Origin of the sequence: Amycolatopsis sp. cg13 (genome assembly GCF_041346965.1) — a bacterium.
Classification (GTDB): Bacteria; Actinomycetota; Actinomycetes; order Mycobacteriales; family Pseudonocardiaceae; genus Amycolatopsis.
The window spans coordinates 7,480,473-7,495,497 of sequence record NZ_CP166848.1 but is presented as its reverse complement, the minus strand read 5'-3'; the positions used below and the strand labels follow the sequence as shown (position 1 = coordinate 7,495,497).

At 67.4% G+C, this 15,025-nt stretch carries 16 protein-coding genes; 3 read left to right on the top strand and 13 right to left on the bottom strand.

Annotation, left to right across the window (positions count from 1 at the left end; all coding sequences use genetic code 11):
- Positions 1-8 precede the first annotated feature (8 nt).
- The 9 genes from fabG to AB5I40_RS35150 all read right to left on the bottom strand — a co-directional run bounded on the left by fabG (position 9) and on the right by AB5I40_RS35150 (position 8,320).
- Positions 9-749 carry a 3-oxoacyl-ACP reductase FabG gene (fabG, locus tag AB5I40_RS35190; RefSeq protein WP_370934486.1) on the bottom strand — a complete coding sequence of 247 codons (741 nt, stop codon included), beginning with the start codon at positions 747-749 and terminating at the stop codon, positions 9-11.
- The gene (locus tag AB5I40_RS35185) at positions 746-1,234 is read right to left on the bottom strand and encodes a 3-hydroxyacyl-ACP dehydratase FabZ family protein (RefSeq protein WP_370934485.1); all 489 of its coding nucleotides are present in this window, start codon (positions 1,232-1,234) and stop codon (positions 746-748) included. Before AB5I40_RS35185 ends, fabG begins: the two co-directional genes overlap by 4 nt.
- Positions 1,231-1,593 (bottom strand): 3-hydroxyacyl-ACP dehydratase FabZ family protein, encoded by a 363-nt coding sequence (locus tag AB5I40_RS35180; RefSeq protein WP_370934484.1) that lies wholly within the window; start codon positions 1,591-1,593, stop codon positions 1,231-1,233. Before AB5I40_RS35180 ends, AB5I40_RS35185 begins: the two co-directional genes overlap by 4 nt.
- On the bottom strand, positions 1,590-2,708 hold the full coding sequence (locus tag AB5I40_RS35175; protein WP_370934483.1) for a beta-ketoacyl synthase N-terminal-like domain-containing protein: 1,119 nt from the start codon (positions 2,706-2,708) through the stop codon (positions 1,590-1,592). The genes AB5I40_RS35180 and AB5I40_RS35175 overlap by 4 nt, the downstream gene beginning before the upstream one ends.
- Positions 2,705-3,649 (bottom strand): thioesterase family protein, encoded by a 945-nt coding sequence (locus AB5I40_RS35170; protein WP_370934482.1) that lies wholly within the window; start codon positions 3,647-3,649, stop codon positions 2,705-2,707. Before AB5I40_RS35170 ends, AB5I40_RS35175 begins: the two co-directional genes overlap by 4 nt.
- Entirely contained in the window at positions 3,646-4,407 is a 762-nt protein-coding gene (locus AB5I40_RS35165) for an alpha/beta fold hydrolase (protein ID WP_370934481.1), read from the bottom strand. Before AB5I40_RS35165 ends, AB5I40_RS35170 begins: the two co-directional genes overlap by 4 nt.
- Positions 4,404-5,636: a beta-ketoacyl synthase gene (locus tag AB5I40_RS35160; RefSeq protein ID WP_370934480.1), complete on the bottom strand. Its 1,233-nt coding sequence runs from the start codon at positions 5,634-5,636 to the stop codon at positions 4,404-4,406. The genes AB5I40_RS35165 and AB5I40_RS35160 overlap by 4 nt, the downstream gene beginning before the upstream one ends.
- A 39-nt stretch (positions 5,637-5,675) precedes the next feature.
- Positions 5,676-5,948: an acyl carrier protein gene (locus AB5I40_RS35155; RefSeq protein WP_370934479.1), complete on the bottom strand. Its 273-nt coding sequence runs from the start codon at positions 5,946-5,948 to the stop codon at positions 5,676-5,678.
- Between the two features lie 161 nt (positions 5,949-6,109).
- Positions 6,110-8,320, bottom strand: a complete 2,211-nt coding sequence (locus AB5I40_RS35150) for an MMPL family transporter (RefSeq protein WP_370934478.1) — start codon at positions 8,318-8,320, stop codon at positions 6,110-6,112.
- Positions 8,321-8,543: 223 nt separating this feature from the next.
- Here AB5I40_RS35150 and AB5I40_RS35145 point away from each other — a divergent pair, with 223 nt between their 5' ends.
- From AB5I40_RS35145 to AB5I40_RS35135, 3 genes are all read left to right on the top strand, one after another.
- Positions 8,544-9,533: a TauD/TfdA family dioxygenase gene (locus AB5I40_RS35145; RefSeq protein WP_370934477.1), complete on the top strand. Its 990-nt coding sequence runs from the start codon at positions 8,544-8,546 to the stop codon at positions 9,531-9,533.
- Positions 9,534-9,589: 56 nt separating this feature from the next.
- Entirely contained in the window at positions 9,590-11,182 is a 1,593-nt protein-coding gene (locus AB5I40_RS35140; RefSeq protein ID WP_370934476.1) for a tryptophan halogenase family protein, read from the top strand.
- A 73-nt stretch (positions 11,183-11,255) separates the two neighbouring features.
- Positions 11,256-11,705 (top strand): flavin reductase family protein, encoded by a 450-nt coding sequence (locus tag AB5I40_RS35135; protein ID WP_370934475.1) that lies wholly within the window; start codon positions 11,256-11,258, stop codon positions 11,703-11,705.
- A 12-nt stretch (positions 11,706-11,717) separates the two neighbouring features.
- Here the strand turns inward: AB5I40_RS35135 and AB5I40_RS35130 are convergent, their stop codons facing one another.
- The 4 genes from AB5I40_RS35130 to AB5I40_RS35115 are packed head-to-tail and all read right to left on the bottom strand — an operon-like array spanning position 11,718 to position 15,022.
- On the bottom strand, positions 11,718-12,596 hold the full coding sequence (locus tag AB5I40_RS35130; RefSeq protein WP_370934474.1) for an ArsR/SmtB family transcription factor: 879 nt from the start codon (positions 12,594-12,596) through the stop codon (positions 11,718-11,720).
- Entirely contained in the window at positions 12,593-13,540 is a 948-nt protein-coding gene (locus tag AB5I40_RS35125) for an ATP-binding cassette domain-containing protein (RefSeq protein WP_370934473.1), read from the bottom strand. Before AB5I40_RS35125 ends, AB5I40_RS35130 begins: the two co-directional genes overlap by 4 nt.
- A 23-nt stretch (positions 13,541-13,563) precedes the next feature.
- Positions 13,564-13,770 (bottom strand): MbtH family protein, encoded by a 207-nt coding sequence (locus AB5I40_RS35120; protein ID WP_370934472.1) that lies wholly within the window; start codon positions 13,768-13,770, stop codon positions 13,564-13,566.
- A gap of 40 nt (positions 13,771-13,810) precedes the next feature.
- The gene (locus AB5I40_RS35115) at positions 13,811-15,022 is read right to left on the bottom strand and encodes a cytochrome P450 (protein ID WP_370934471.1); all 1,212 of its coding nucleotides are present in this window, start codon (positions 15,020-15,022) and stop codon (positions 13,811-13,813) included.
- Positions 15,023-15,025: the final 3 nt, after the last annotated feature.

Genomic DNA, 15,025 nt, shown 5'->3' with positions numbered 1-15,025 from the left:
GTCCTCCGTCAGATCACCAGTCCGCCGTCGACCCCGAAGACCTGCCCGGTGACATAGCTCGCCCGGTCCGAGACGAGGAACGACACCAGGTCGGCCACCTCCTCCGGCCTGCCGAAGCGGCCGAGCGGAATCCGCGCGGCGAGCCCCTCGGTCGCCTTCGCCGCGAGACCCGAGGTCATGTCGGTTTCGATGAATCCCGGGGCCACGACGTTCGCCCGGATTCCGTACGCGCCCACCTCTTTGGCCAACGCCTTGGTGAATCCGATGATCCCGGCTTTGGCCGCGGAGTAGTTGGCCTGCGTCGCGTTGCCGTGCACGCCGGCGACCGAGGACACCGTGACCACGGTTCCCGCGCGGCGTTTGACCATGCCGAAAACCGCCGGAGCGCACACGTTGTACGTGCCGTCCAGATTGGTGCGCAACACCGCGTCCCAGTCCTGCTTCCCCAGCAGTACGAGCGGATTGTCCCGGACGATCCCGGCGCCCGAAACCACCGCATGGACCGGGCCGAGTTCGTCCTCTGCCCGGCGCACGAGGCTCTTGGCCTCGCCGTGATCAGACACGTCCGCACGGACTGCCAAGACCGAAGCGCCGCGGTCCCGCGCTTCCTTCTCCACGAGCGCGGCCGCAGCGTGGTCGGCCCGGTAGCAGAACGCCACGTCGTATCCGTCCTCCGCAAGCCGGTTGACCACGCTCCGCCCGATGCCGCGCGAACCCCCGGTGACCAGCGCTGCCTTCCGTCCGCTCATGCGGAAGCCTCGGTCGGGTGCCGCAGCACTTCCGCGTCGCGCAAGGCGACCACGGCCTGGCCGACTTCCAGGACCACCGATCCGCCCACCGAACTCCGCCCGTTGACCACCGCGGCGTCGTCGACGCGACGCAGCAGCTCCACCTGGTGTTCCACCAGCTGTCCGGGGTAGACCGGAGCGGGAAGCCGGACTCCCTTGATGCTCGCGGCCAGCTCGACCTTGCCGCCGAGGACGTCCGGGTTCGGGGTGTCCCAACAAGCCAGCATGACCGCCGATTGCGCCCACGATTCGAGCAGCAAGGCGACCGGGTACGCGTAGTCCTCCTCTGCCGCCGTGTCCGGGAGGCTCTGATAGCACGGCTCCGCCGCGGTCACGGCCTTGTACGCGGTCAGCTGCCGCCCCGGCACTACCTCGGCGACCCGGTCTATCAGGAGAATCGGCCAGCGGTGCGGGATGACGCTCTTGATTTTCGGGATTCCGTTCACGATCCGCCCCCAGGTGCGTAGTGCAGGACGACTTCGGCGACCAGCTCTCCCTCGACCCGGACGGTCGCCGAACATGCCAGCAGTCCGCCGTCGCTCTCGGACAGTTCGGCCCGGATCGACAGCTCGTCGCCCGGATAGACCGGACGCAGGAACTTGATCTTGTCCAGTGCCACCGCCCGGACGCGTCCCCGGCGTGCCCGCACAGTCGCGTTGACGTATTCGACCAGGTAGAGGCCCGGCAGAATGGCGAATCCGGGATAGTGGCCGCCGAACACCGGATTCGCGGCATCCGCCCGAGCGCGTGCCGACAAGATCGCGTCCGTCTCTTCGACGTCCTCGACCGGCCAAGCGGTTGTCATGCGGCACCGCCAAGAAGAGCGCATCCAACCGTGCCGTCCCGGCCGATCGCGGTGATCAGGGCGGCGTCGTCCGTCCCGAACGGGCTCCGCTCCAACTCAGCCAGCACCGCGGCCAACTGGAACCCGGTCGCCACAGCCGAAGTGTCGCCGACGAGCGGCCCGCAACGGATCCGGCGGCGATCAGCGCTCTCGCCGAGCGCGTCGTTCACCGCCTCCTCCTCGGCAGCCGAGACCGTGCTGGCGACTCCCGACAGAGAAACCAGCCGGACCTGGTCCGCGCCGGTCCCGGTCTCCGCCAGCACCGAACGGACACAGTCGGCGAGCGCCCGGGAAGCCCGGTCCGGCGCGCCGAAGGCCCGGAATCTGGTGCCCAGCACACGAGCGAGCGCCGGTCGCCCGGCGGCTCGTGCCTCGTCCGAAGACTCCAGAAGAAAGAACGCGCCGCCTTCGCCGAGCGCGTGGGCCCGCTCGCCGCTCGCCGCTCCGGCATGCCACTCCAGCCAGGCCCGCTGGGTCGAATACTCCTCCACGGCACCGCACAGCACCCGGTCGGTGTGCCCGCCGCGGTACAGCCGCGCGGCGTAGCTCAACGCGAGGAGCCCCGTCAGCCAATCCCCGCTGATCGTCGTGTTCGGACCCTTGATCGTGTGCCAGATCGCGCTTTGCCCGGCGGCCTTGTTCATCACCGTGTTCGGGAATTTGGCCGGATCGACGTGGTAGGGCTTCTCCCCGGAGAGCGAATCTCTCGTCGTGTCCATAATGGACTGGACGCTCGCCCAGCCGGTGCCGAGCACAAGTCCGGCCCGCTCGGGCGCCGCCGACAGTTCGGCCGAGGCCTGCTCGACCAGACCGCCGACCGAGGTCACGGCCAGCGCGGTGAGCCGGTCCATCAGCCGGGTCCCCTTGCGGCCCAGGTACTTCGCCGCGGTGAAATCGGGAACCATCCCGGCCCGGTCGTAAGGCACCGGGAAAACCGCTTTGTCGACTTCGGATATTCCGCTGCGGGCGTGGGCGATTCCGTCGGCGAATACCTCCTTGCCCACCCCGAACGGCGACACCGTGAACCAGGCCGAGAGCACCAGTTCGTCAGTGCGGCAGGCGACGGCGGTGTTCACTTCTCACCGCCCTTGCCCGCCAAGGCGTTCAACAGCCGGTCGTCGAAATCGACCTGCGACCAATCGCGCCGGTTTTCGATGACCGCGTAGCCGTGGGTGATCCGTCCGGTCGCGGTCTTGACCAGTGCGCCGTCCCGCACGACATAGGTGTCCATCCGTGCGGTGTAGGTCAGCCTTTTAAACACCGTCTCCACGGTGAAGACGGTGTACAACTCCTCTTCCATGCCAACCTCGTCGAGCACGATGATCGACGAACTGGGCACCACCGGAATCCAGTTCTGTTCCGACAGCAACGTGTGGATGGACACGCCGCGGTCAGCCAGGAACAGGTCGACCGCCTCCTCCATCAGCCGCAGATAGCCCGACATCTGCAACCGCTCGGTGAAATGGCAGTACGGGTAAGGAATCCGCCACTTCCAGCCGTAGGCGTTCTGGCCGGCAAGCAGCTCCGGGAGAGGATCTCCGGCGCACGGCACCGGGTCGGGGTCCATGCCCAGCCGCGGCACGAGCCTGGTCGCCAGTTCGGCGGGCGCGGGCTCGGCGGGGAAGCCTCGAGGATCTTCGCGCAGGGTCACCTCCACCTTGGCTGTCACCGTCTTCACCGGCTGGTCCCGGTCGGCGACCATCTCGACGGAGAACCGCAGCTCCGGCCCGTCTCCGGGAAGCTCGCGCACAGTGGCCACGGCGACGTCGTCGATGTGGTACGCGGTCCACATCCGGGTCTCGATGCGAGTGAGGTCGGTGCACACGCCGAACCGCTCGTACAGTTCGCCCGCCGGGTGGCCGCGCTGGCGCAAATGGTCGAGAACAGCTTCCTCGACCAGGTAACTGACGTGCTTGAAACCGATCCACGTGCAAATGTTGGAACCTTCGTAGCGCGGGCGGAGGACCGTTTCGGTGCGGTGGTCCGGTGCGGTCGGGGCGATCTGGGTCGAGGTCACGTCAGCTCCAGGGCAGGACTTGTCGGAAGTACGGATGCCGTCAGGAAATCCAGGACGGCGCGGGCGAACGCGCCCGGTTGTTCCAGCATCGGGAAGTGGCCGCAGTCGCCGAGCACCCCGAATCCGCCACTGGGAAGCAGTTCGGCCAGCGCCCGGCTGTCCGACTGGCGGGTGGCGATGTCGGAGTCGCCTGCCAGAACCAGTTGCGGCGCGCGGATGCCGGACAGGTCAAGGAACGGCGTGCGCAGGTACGACTCGAAGAACCGGACCCAGCCGTAGGGCCCGATCTGGTCCCGGATCCGGCACGCTCGTTCGAGTCGCTGTTCCGCGCCACCGCCGCCGAGGCGCAGCGCCTCGGCGAAGATGAGGTGAAACTCGTTGAGATACCGGGAAATGTCCGTCCAGGTGAAGTCCGTTGGCTCCGCCCGGTAGAACACGCTGGCCAGCACCGCGGGCCTCGGGGCGATCCGGTCGGCCGCGAAAGCCTCGAGCAGCAGACCCGCGGCGAAGGAATGCGCGATGACCGCGTCGAAACCGGGTCCGTTCTCGACGGCGTCCACGACCGCCGCGGCCTGGTCGGCAACGTGGCCCCAGCCGCCGTCGAGTCCGTGCCACGGCAACCGGACGTCCCACAGCTCGACTGAATCGCCCAGCTGGTCAGCGAACCGGTCCCACATGCTGTTCGTGCATCCCAGGCCGTGCAGCAGCAAGACCCGCGCCGAACCTCGGGACTCACGACGGCGAAGCGGGACCGTCATGCGACGGCCTGATGCCGTCCGACGATCAGCACGGCGTTGTTGCCGCCGAAGGCAAGGCCGTTGTTCTGCACCACGTTGACCGTTGCCTGCCGCGCTTCGTTGGGAACACAATCGACGTCGCACTCCGGATCGGTCCGGACGTGGTTGATCGTCGGAGGAATGAAGCCTTCGGTAATCGCCAGCGCACTCGCCGCCGCACCGAGCGCACTGGCCGCGCCCATCGCGTGGCCGAGCATGCTCTTGATGGAGATGGTCGGCGGCGGATCATCGTCGAACGCCTCGCGGATGGCTCCCACCTCGGTCATGTCGTTGGCTTTGGTGCCGGTGCCGTGCGCGGAGATGAAGTCGATGTCCTTCGGCTTCACGCCGGCGTTGGCGTGTGCCAGCTCCATGCATCGGGCCAGGCTGTTCCGGTCCGGATGGACCGGGCTGAGCGCGTCGCAGTTCAAGCCGTACCCGAGGAGTTCGGCGTAGATCCGCGCACCGCGGGCCTCCGCCGATTCGAGGCTCTCCAGCAGGAGGATGCCCGCTCCCTCGCCGACCAGGATTCCCTTGCGGTCGAGATCGAACGGCTGGCAGGTTTCCGGAGCCATCGCCCCGAGCCGGTAGAAGCCGGCATAGGTCTTGCGGCAGAGGGCGTCGACCCCTCCGCAGAGCGCGACGTCGACGTCGCCCGCCCGGATGGCGTCGATCCCGTGCCCGATCGCGTAATTGCCCGCGGCGCACGCGGTCGGGATGGTCACGGCCTCCACGTCAGCCAGCTCCAGCTCCCGGATGACAGTGGTGGCCAGGCGTGCGGCTGGGGATCGCAACGCGAGCACGGGATCCAATGCCTCCGGCCCGTGCCGGTATTGATCGACCGCCAGTTTGTCGAGATCGCGCGACTCCCCGTCGGTGGTGCCGACGGAGACCAGCACCCGGCCGGACCGGAGGTCGCCGGGCGGAAGGCCGGCGTCCTCCACCGCCATCCGGGCGGCCGCGGCCGAGAACTGGCTCGCCCGCCCGATGCCCGCCGGATCGATGTTCTCGATCCAGCCGGACGGATCGAAGCCGGTGATCTCGCATCCGTTGGCGTGCGCATAACCGGCCGTCTCGAAAGACGTGATCGGTTTGACGCCGCAGCGTCCGTTTCTCAGTCCGGCAGCGAAGTCCTCGACTCCGATGCCGATGCTGGTGACCACGCCGAGGCCGGTGATCACGACCTTGCGCGGTGCTCGGTTCTCAGGCACCTTCAGCTCCCCATGGTTGTCGCCGGCCGGTTCGGGCCGCTACTGGGCCTTCCTCGCCTCTTCGACGACAGCCACGACGCTGTCCAGGTTCACCATTCGCGCGAGCTCGTTCTGGTCGATGTCGACCCCGAGGGTGCGCTCGAGAGAGGACAGGATTTCGATGGCTCCCATCGAGTCCGCACCGTGGTCCTCTTTGAACAGGCTGGTTCCGGTCATTTCGTCCGGATCGATTTCCAAGATCTCGCAGACGATTTCCTTGATCTTGGCGTGGCGCGTCTCGTCCGTATCCGCGGCCGAGTTCGTTGTCGTCATCGCAGGTCTCCAACCAGGGACTGGCTCAGTGGTCTCGGTTCCTGGGCCAACCTCTCAACGACGGCTATATCTTTCCTATACCCGCACGCCTCCGGGCGCGACGTCCGCTGGTACTGGGGGAGAACCGCGGACGCCGCGCCGTCGGAGCCGGCCGGCAGGGGTTACCGGCTCGGCTGGTCCAACCGGATTTGCGTCCGCGGATCGACGGGCCGCTGCGGCTCCCGCGCCGCACGCGTGGCGCGGGAAGGCCACCAGCTGGCCCGGCCGAGCAACGCGAGCAGCGACGGCAGGATGAGGATCCGGACGACCACGGCGTCCAGCAGGACTCCGGTGGCCAGCGCGAAACCGGTCTGTTTGAGTTCCAGCAGATGCAGCAGCACGAAGCTCACGAAGACCGACACCATGACAACCGCGGCGCTGGTGACCACGCTCGCCGAGCCGACAATGCCGCGCGAAACCGCCTGTCGCGTCGGCACTCCGGCGAGCACTGCTTCCCGGATCCGGCTGACGACGAAGATCTGATAGTCCATCGACAGGCCGAAAAGGATCACCACGAGGAACAACGGGACCCGGGATCCGATGAAGCCCACCGATTCGAATCCGAGCAGATTTTCCGCCCAATGGCCCTGGAACACCAGGACCAGCAGGCCGAAGGCCGCGGTCGCCGACAGCATCGTCAGCACGGTGCCGATGAACGCGATCACGATCGAACGGAACGCCACCAAGGTCATCAAGAACGACACCAGCAGAACGAAGCCGAGCACCCAAGGCAATTGCTCGTCCTGGTGCCGGACGTAGTCCTCGTTCTGCGCGACGTCCCCGGATACCGCGTACTGCGCCCCGGGCAGCCCGGCGAACGCCGCCGGCACGAACTGCCCGCGCAGCTGATGCAGAGCCGCTGTCGCTTGCGGGCTGCTGACGTTGTACGGCGTGCCGAGGTAGAGCGTGCCGGTTTTGCCGTCCGCGGACACCGCGATGTTCGGGTTGTCATTGCCCGCGAACAACGGGTTGTCCCGCACCGACGAGGCCAGGCCCGCCAGCGAGCTCTGGATTTGCTCGTGTGTCGCGGTATCGGAGTGGACGGCGATCGAGTTGGTCGCGCGCTCGCTCGGGAACGCCTGGTTCACCCGGTCGGCAACCTGCAGCGAGGGAATGCTCCGGGAGTAAGTGTCATCGCCTGGCACGCCGAGCTTCATCCCCAGTGCGGGCAGCGACAGCAGCAGCATGCCACCCACCGACAGGAGCAAGGTCAGCCCGGGACGGCGCATCGCGGGCCGCAGCAACGCAGTCCACAGGCGGTGCTGCTCGCCGGCCCGGTCGCGCTTGCGACGCCAGCGCAGCCGGCGGTCGACCCTGGTCCCGAGTTTGGCGAGCACCGCGGGCAGCACGGTCAGCGAACTGACCATCGCGACCAGGATGACGATGACCGTGCCCGCGGCCAGCGACGAGAAGATCACGTCGTCGGCGAAGAATAGGCAAGCGGTCGAGGCGATGACGGCGAATCCGGACATCACCACGGCGCGGCCGGACGTGGCCGCGGCCAGTTCGATCGCACGTTCGGCAGTGATCCGTCCTCCGGACGCCTCGCGTTCCTCGCGTTCTCGTTTGAGGTAGAACAGCGCGTAGTCCACGCCGACGGCCATGCCCATCATCAAGATGACCTGAGCGCCGACCCCGGCATCCGGGAAAATGTGCGAGACCACGCCGTAAAGGCCGGTAGCACCGGCAATCGACGTGATCGCCAGCAGCACCGGCACGCCCGCCGCCAGCACCGAGCCGAACACCAGCAGCAGGATCACGAGCGTCACCGGCAGGGTGATCGCCTCCGACAACGCGAGGTCGGAGCCGCGCTGGTCGTTGAGCCCCTTGCCGGTGGAGCCCTTCCCGGTCTCTTCGACCCGCAGCGCGGGATTCGCTTTTTGCACCTCCGCGGTCTGCGCGAGCAGCGGTTCGACGTGGAGAGACGCGTCCCGCTGGTCGCCCTTCATGGTCACCTTCACCATGACGGCGGTCCCGTCCGGGGAGGCCTGGGGCGGTGCGACTGAAGCGACTTCCGGCAGTACGCGCATCCGATTGGTCACCTGGTTGGCAGCCGCGTCGGCGGCAGTGCGGTCCAGCGGCCCCTGGTTCGAAGTGATCAGCACGTTCTCGACCGCGACCGGGTTGAGCCCGCCGTCGTCGGCGATCTGCTCCATCTTCCCGGCCTCGCCGACGCGGAAGTCGGCGCTGGTGGCGCTGTGTGTGCCGATCATGCTGCCGGCCGCGAAGCACAACGCCACGAACACGGCCCAGCCGATGATCGCCCGCCACGGGTGCGTCGCGCTCCACCTCGCTGCCCGCACGGTGAATGTCCGTTTATGCACGGTCGCCATCCCCTTCTCATTTCCCTGGCGAAGCCCCTGGTCAGTCACGTGTAAGTTTACGATGACAGATGGCAGAGCTCATCGTCAACTGCAACTCGTGACCATCTCCTGTAGGCACTGCTCGACCTGCGAGTTCCAGGCCTGGTCTAACGTCCTGGCCTCTCCCGCTTCTCCGTCCATACGCTCGCCAGGGGAACACCAGCCGCGAGCCAGCCCTGGGGGAGGCCCGACCATGCCGATTTCCGGCCATTCCGGCCAATCACTGCCACCCGCGACAATCCTTTCCGACGTCGAAGCAAAGTCTTTCGACCGCATTGCCCGAGACCTGACCTCGTCGGTCGATTCAATAAATTCCAGAGAATGGTTGACGAACGCGGCCGACGCCTGGCACGACACACCCGCCGCACCGCGAAAGCGGCTCTCCCGGTTCCGCCGGGACTCCGGCCGAGAAGGAGTATTCCTCATCCGATCATTGCCGGTCGACGAGGAAACGCTGCCGGACACGCCGTCGGAGAGCGGCTCGGCCCCGGTCGCATCGACCGTCCCAGCCGCACTGATCACCTTATTCGCCAGCGGTCTCGGAAATCCGATGGCATTCGCCGCGGAAAAGTCCGGCGCCTTGGTCCACGACGTGGTTCCCGTCCGCGGAAACGAGCAATTCCAGGGGAACGAAGGATCGGTGGTGCTCTCGTTCCACAACGAGAACGCCTTTCATCCGTTCCGGCCGGACTACGTGCTGCTGCTGTGCCTGCGCGCCGACCACGACCGGGTGGCAGGCCTCCGGACGTCGTCCGTCCGCACCGTCCTCCCGCACCTGAGCACCCAGTGCCGGGAAACGTTGTCCCGCACCGAGTTCGCCACCGCCGCACCGCCGTCGTTCGGCGGCGCCGGCCACGACGGCGGCGAACCGCATGCCGTGCTCGCCGGCGCACCCGACGATCCGGACGTTTGCGTAGATTTCGCCGCGACGCGTCCGTTAAGCGAGGCGGCCGCCGAGGCACTCCGGCAGCTGCAGGAGGAGCTCGTCCGGCACTCCTCGACCGTCCGGCTCGTCCCGGGCGATCTGGCCGTCGTCGACAACCGGATCGCCTTGCACGGCCGGACCTCGTTCACCCCGCGCTACGACGGCCGGGACCGCTGGCTGCAGCGCGGCTTCGCGCTGCGCGACCTGCGCCGCAGCCGGGAACTCCGGCCTGCCGACGGACACATTCTCCTGGGCTGACCCGCCCTGCGGCGAGCCCGCGTCTACCCGAGCCACGATCAAGAGGGAGATCTTCGATGGGTGACAACCGGATCAAGAAAATCGTCGTCCTCGGCGGCGGCACTGCAGGCTGGATGGCCGCGTCCTATCTCGGCAAGGCACTCGGCCCCACCGTGGACATCACAGTGCTGGAAGCGCCCGCGATCCCGCGGATCGGCGTCGGCGAAGCCACCATCCCGAACCTGCACAAGGTGTTCTTCGATTTCCTCGGCCTTCCCGAAGAAGAGTGGATGCGCGAGTGCAACGCGAGCTTCAAAATGGGCATCAGATTCGTCAACTGGCGCACGCCCGGCGCTGGCGAGGCCACCGCGCGGCAGCACCACGGCAAGCCTGACCACTTCGACCACCTGTTCGGGCTGCTGCCGGAACACGAAAACCTCCCGCTGTCGCACTACTGGGTTCAGCGGCGGCTCAACGGGCAGACCGACGAACCGTTCGACTATGCCTGTTACCGCCAGCCCGAGGTGTTCGACCGGAAACTCTCGCCTCGGCACCTCGACGGAACACGCTGGGCGAGCTATGCCTGGCACTTCGACGCCAATCTGGTCGCGGACTTCTTGCGCCGGTTCGCCACGCAGAAGCAAGGCGCGGTGCACATCGAGGACAAGTTCACCCACGCCGAGGTCGACCAGCGCGGGTTCATCACGGCGATCAACACCGAAACCGGACGACGGCTGGAAGCCGATCTTTTCGTCGATTGCTCCGGCTTCCGCAGCCTGCTGATCAACCAGGTGATGCGCGAGCCGTTTCTCGACATGAGCGACCACCTGCTCAACGACCGGGCCGTGGCCACCTCCATCCCGCATGACGACGAGAAGAACGGGATCGAACCGTTCACCTCGTCGATCGCGATGTCGTCCGGGTGGACCTGGAAGATTCCCATGCTCGGCCGGTTCGGCAGCGGCTACGTCTACTCGAGCCGGTTCGCCACCCAGGACGAGGCGACCGAAGAGTACTGCCGCATGTGGGGCCTCGACCCAGAGAACACCCCGCTCAACCACGTCAAGTTCCGCGTAGGCCGCAACCGCCGGGCCTGGGTGCGCAACTGCGTCGGCATCGGGCTCTCGTCCTGTTTCCTGGAACCCCTCGAGTCGACCGGCATCTACTTCACCTACGCGGCTCTCTACCAGCTGGTGAAACACTTTCCGGACAAGAACTTCGAACCGGTTCTGGCCAAGCGGTTCAACGCCGAGATCGAATCGATGTTCGACGACACCCGGGATTTCATCCAGGGCCACTTCAGCTTCGCGCCCCGCAACGACACTCCGTTCTGGCGCGCCTGCAAGGAACTCGAACTCGCTGACGACTTCAAGGAAAAAGTCGCGATGTACAAGGCCGGTCTCCCGGTGAACACCCCGATCACCGACGAGAGCAACTACTACGGAAATTTCGAAGCTGAGTTCCGCAATTTCTGGAGCAACGCCAACTACTACTGCGTGTTCACTGGCCTCGACAACCTGCCCGAACACGCGTTGCCCTCCCTGGCGTACCGACCGGAGGCCATCGAGACGGCCGAAGCGGTCTTCGCCGACCTCAAACGGCAGAGCGCCGAACTCGTGGACACTCTGCCCAGCACCTATGAATACCTGCGCCAACTGCACGGGAAATGAGCCGGTGCACGTAGGAGAGCAGGCCGGCGCCTCCTCGGCCGAAACCGTCTCGGCCGAGGGGTTCCGTTCCCTCATGGCAGAGTTCCCCAGCGGAGTCGCCATCGTTACGGCCGACGGCCAGGACGGCGCTCCGAGGGGAATGACGTGTTCCTCGCTGTGCAGCGTCAGCGTGGAACCGCCCGTCCTTCTCGTCTGTCTCCGGGCGGAAAGCCCGACCCTGGCCGCGGTGCTGGCTGCCGGGAAGTTCGCGGTCAACTTCGTCCATGCCGGCGGACATTCGGTCGCCAGCCTGTTCGCCTCGGGCGAGCCGGAACGGTTCGAGAGGGTGCGGTGGGCTCCTGGCTCCGCGGGACCGCACCTTCCGCAGCATTCGCACGCGACGGCCGACTGCCGGATCCGAGGCGCGGAGCGGGTGGGCAGCCATCTGATCGTGCTGGGCGAGGTTTATGACGTGGCCCACCGGCACGGGCAGACCCCGTTGCTGTACGGCAGAAGAGGTTTCCGTCACTGGCCCGAGACCTGAACGCGCCCCCGTTCAGCCCGCCTCACCGCCGAGCAGTGCCATTCCGAGCGGGGTGACAGTGTGCAGTGTGGCGTTGCGGACCCGGCGAGTGGTGATCAACCCGGTTTGCCGCAGGACCGACGTGTGATGGCTGGCCCCCGCCGAGGAAATGCCGAGCCGCCGGGCGAGCTGCGTCGTGTTGCAGGTGTTCGTGAGCACCTGCAACACCGCGGCCCTGGTGGGGCCGACGAGCGCGGCCAGCGCCCGCGACGGGGTCTCCGGGACGCTGAAGATCCGCGCCGCGGCGGCCGGGTCGAGCGGTGCCGGGAACACCAGCACCGGGCTGCCCGCCCCCCGCGCTCCCACGAGCACGCCCGGCCGATGGTGCAGGAACAGCGACGGGCACAACACCAGACCGCGCCCGCCGAGCAGGATTTCCTCGTCCGCCGCTCCGGGCACCTCGAGCACCGGGGCGCGCCAGCCGATCCGCGAATGCAGGGTCGACAGCATCGACTCCACACCGTTGGTCAACGCCGCCCGGCCCCAGGCCGCGCAGTCCGCGTCCAGCTGAGTGGCGATGCGGTTCCAGTAGGGAGCCACGGCGAGCTGCCAGATCTCCATGAGTTCCGTCCGCGACGGCCCGCGGCGCACGGCGTCCGGCGGGTACCCGCGATCAACCAACCGCAGCAAGCTTTCCGGAGAAGCTTCCGCGATCGCTCTCGCCGCTCGCGGATTCCCCCGCAGCACCGTCCGGAGTCGGTCCTGCCACTCCCGCGGCGGTCCGGACCGCGGCTGGCTGCCGCGATTCCGGCCGAGCGAATCCAACGCGAACACCGTCTCCGCGACCGGTCCCAGGCTCACTCTCAGCCGGACCCGCACCAGATCGCGGACGGTGAAGACGATGCGGGTCACGGTCCCGGCTTTCCGACCAAGCCAAGGAATACGTCGTCGAGCGTCGGCCGGCGCAAGGCGAAGTCGGTCACTGCGACCCGGGACTCGCGCAACGCCGCCGCGGCCGCGGCGATCCCGTCCATCCCGCTGAGACTGCCGGACAGCCTCAGCGACACGATCCCGGTCGCCGGATCGGCTTCGGGCGGCTCCGCGGCGATCGAGAGGAGCGCCGAGCTCGCCGCGACGACAGCGTGCGGCTCGACCGTCAGCTCCAGCCGTTCTTGGCCCACCTTGCGTTTCAGCTCAGCCGGAGTGCCGTCGGCGATCACCTTCCCGGTGGAGAGGACCACCACTTGATCGGCCAGCTGATCGGCCTCCTCCAGATATTGAGTCGTCAGCAGGACGGTCACGCCGCCCGACACCAGCTCACGCACGGTCGCCCACAAGGCAAGCCTGCTCGCCGGGTCCAATCCGGTCGTCGGCTCGTCCAGGAACAGCACGACAGGCTGCGACACCAAACAGCTCGCGATGTCCAGCCGCCTGCGCATTCCGCCGGAGTAAGTCCGAACCGGCCGTCCCGCCGCGTCGCCGAGGCCGAACTGCTCGAGCAGTTCCGCGGCCCGTTGCCGGGCGCGCTGGCGGCCGAGGCGCAGCAACCGGCCCAGCAGCACCAAGTTCTCGGTACCGGTCAACGCTTCGTCCAACGCGGCGTACTGGCCGGCGAGAGCCATCCGCTTGCGCACCTCGCCGGGCTGCCGCACGACGTCGAACCCGGCTACGGTGGCCGAACCCCCGTCCGGCGTCAGCAAAGTGGCGAGCGCGCGCACGATGGTGGTCTTCCCGGCTCCGTTCGGCCCCAGCAGGCCGAGCACCGATCCGCGGCGCGCGGAAAGGCTCACCCCGCACAACACTTCCCTGTCGCCGTACCTCTTGCGCAGGCCGGAAACCTCGATGGCACAGTCCATTGCGGATTCCCCCTGAACCCGGCTCAGCGGGTAGCCTCGCGCAGGCTCCGTGGCCGCAAGTCGGTCCAGTTCGCCTCCACGTAAGCCAATGCGGCCTCGCGGCTGCCTGCTTCCAGCACCACCCGCCATCCCCGCGGCACCTCGGCGAAAGCCGGCCACAGGCTGTGCTGGTCCTCGTCGTTGGCCAGCACCAGGAAAGTCCCGTCTTGATCGTCGAACGGATTTGTCATCGCCTTCGCTCCTTCTGTCGTCGTTCTTCCGCGGTCGCGGTCACCTCGGGACGAGGTCGACCGGCAAGGTGATGCGGCCGTAGACGAAGTTCGAGTGAATCTGCTGCCCCTCGCCCGCGACACGGATCTCCCGTACCCGATCGCGCAGCCCCTCCAGTACCGCCTCCACATGCGCCCGGCCAAGGAACGCACCAAGGCAGAAGTGCGGTCCGTACCCGAACGTCAGGTGCTTGTTGGGCGAGCGCAGCAGGTCGAACCTCTCCGGCTCGGGGAACGCGGCATCGTCGAAATTCGCCGAAATGTTCCACAGGGTCACGATGTCTCCCGCGCGAAGCAGCTGCCCGCCGAGCTCGACGTCGACCTTGGCCCGCCTGCCGAAGTGCATCGCCGGCGCGGTCCAGCGCAGCACCTCTTCCACGGCGCCGGGCAACGGCGCGGTCCCATCGCGCAGCATCCGCCACTGCTCCGGATGCTCGCTGAGCGCCAGGACGCCGCCGGTCGCGGACAGCCGACTCGACTCGTCGCCGCCGAGAATGAGGCTGTAGCAGTTGAGGACGATCTCTTCCTCGCTCAGAGGTTCGCCGTCCACTGTCCCGTTGGCGAGCGCGCTGATCACGTCCTCGCCGGGTTCGCGCCTGCGATGCTCGGCCAATTCCTGGAAGTACAACAGGATTTCGTTGCGCGCCAGCACCGCCTCGAAGCTGTCCTGATCAGCGTGCCTGCTGCCGAGCGTTTCGGTGTTCAGCTCGACCAGCCGGGCCCGGTCGGCGCGCGGCACATCCATCAGCTCCCCCATGGTGTTGATGGGGATGTGGTCGACGATCTCGGCGGCGAGGTCGAAGGCGCCCAGTTGCAGAGCACGGTCGAACAGTTCCCTGGTCCGGTCCCGAACCGACTCCTTCATGTGCGCCAGCAGTCGAGGAGAGAAGGACTTGAGCATCAGCTTGCGGATCTCCTGATGCCGGCGACCGTCGGTGACAGCCAGCATCTTTCCCGCGGCGGAGTCCTCTCCCTGCAGCAAAGTGCTCAGCACATTGCCGCGTTCGGAGGTGAACCTCTCGTCGTCCCGATAGACGGCCAGGGTGTCGGCATATCGGCACACCGCCCAGAAACCCGGACCGCGCGGGCTTTCCGGATGCCAGTACACGGGCTGTTCCGACCGGAACCGGCGCCACATCGCGTGCACGTCCGTGCCGATGTAGGTGGCCGGGTCGGTCAGATCGTAGGTGTTCAACGCGGGCGCGGCAGTCATTTC

Excerpts from the sequence above, each read along its gene's own strand:
- fabG (WP_370934486.1), bottom strand. The coding sequence starts at position 749 with ATGAGCGGACGGAAGGCAGCGCTGGTCACCGGGGGTTCGCGCGGCATC.
- AB5I40_RS35180 (WP_370934484.1), bottom strand. The coding sequence starts at position 1,593 with ATGACAACCGCTTGGCCGGTCGAGGACGTCGAAGAGACGGACGCGATC.
- AB5I40_RS35165 (WP_370934481.1), bottom strand. The coding sequence starts at position 4,407 with ATGACGGTCCCGCTTCGCCGTCGTGAGTCCCGAGGTTCGGCGCGGGTC.
- AB5I40_RS35155 (WP_370934479.1), bottom strand. The coding sequence starts at position 5,948 with ATGACGACAACGAACTCGGCCGCGGATACGGACGAGACGCGCCACGCC.
- AB5I40_RS35150 (WP_370934478.1), bottom strand. The coding sequence starts at position 8,320 with ATGGCGACCGTGCATAAACGGACATTCACCGTGCGGGCAGCGAGGTGG.
- AB5I40_RS35145 (WP_370934477.1), top strand. The coding sequence starts at position 8,544 with ATGCCGATTTCCGGCCATTCCGGCCAATCACTGCCACCCGCGACAATC.
- AB5I40_RS35140 (WP_370934476.1), top strand. The coding sequence starts at position 9,590 with ATGGGTGACAACCGGATCAAGAAAATCGTCGTCCTCGGCGGCGGCACT.
- AB5I40_RS35135 (WP_370934475.1), top strand. The coding sequence starts at position 11,256 with ATGGCAGAGTTCCCCAGCGGAGTCGCCATCGTTACGGCCGACGGCCAG.
- AB5I40_RS35125 (WP_370934473.1), bottom strand. The coding sequence starts at position 13,540 with ATGGACTGTGCCATCGAGGTTTCCGGCCTGCGCAAGAGGTACGGCGAC.
- AB5I40_RS35120 (WP_370934472.1), bottom strand. The coding sequence starts at position 13,770 with ATGACAAATCCGTTCGACGATCAAGACGGGACTTTCCTGGTGCTGGCC.
- AB5I40_RS35115 (WP_370934471.1), bottom strand. The coding sequence starts at position 15,022 with ATGACTGCCGCGCCCGCGTTGAACACCTACGATCTGACCGACCCGGCC.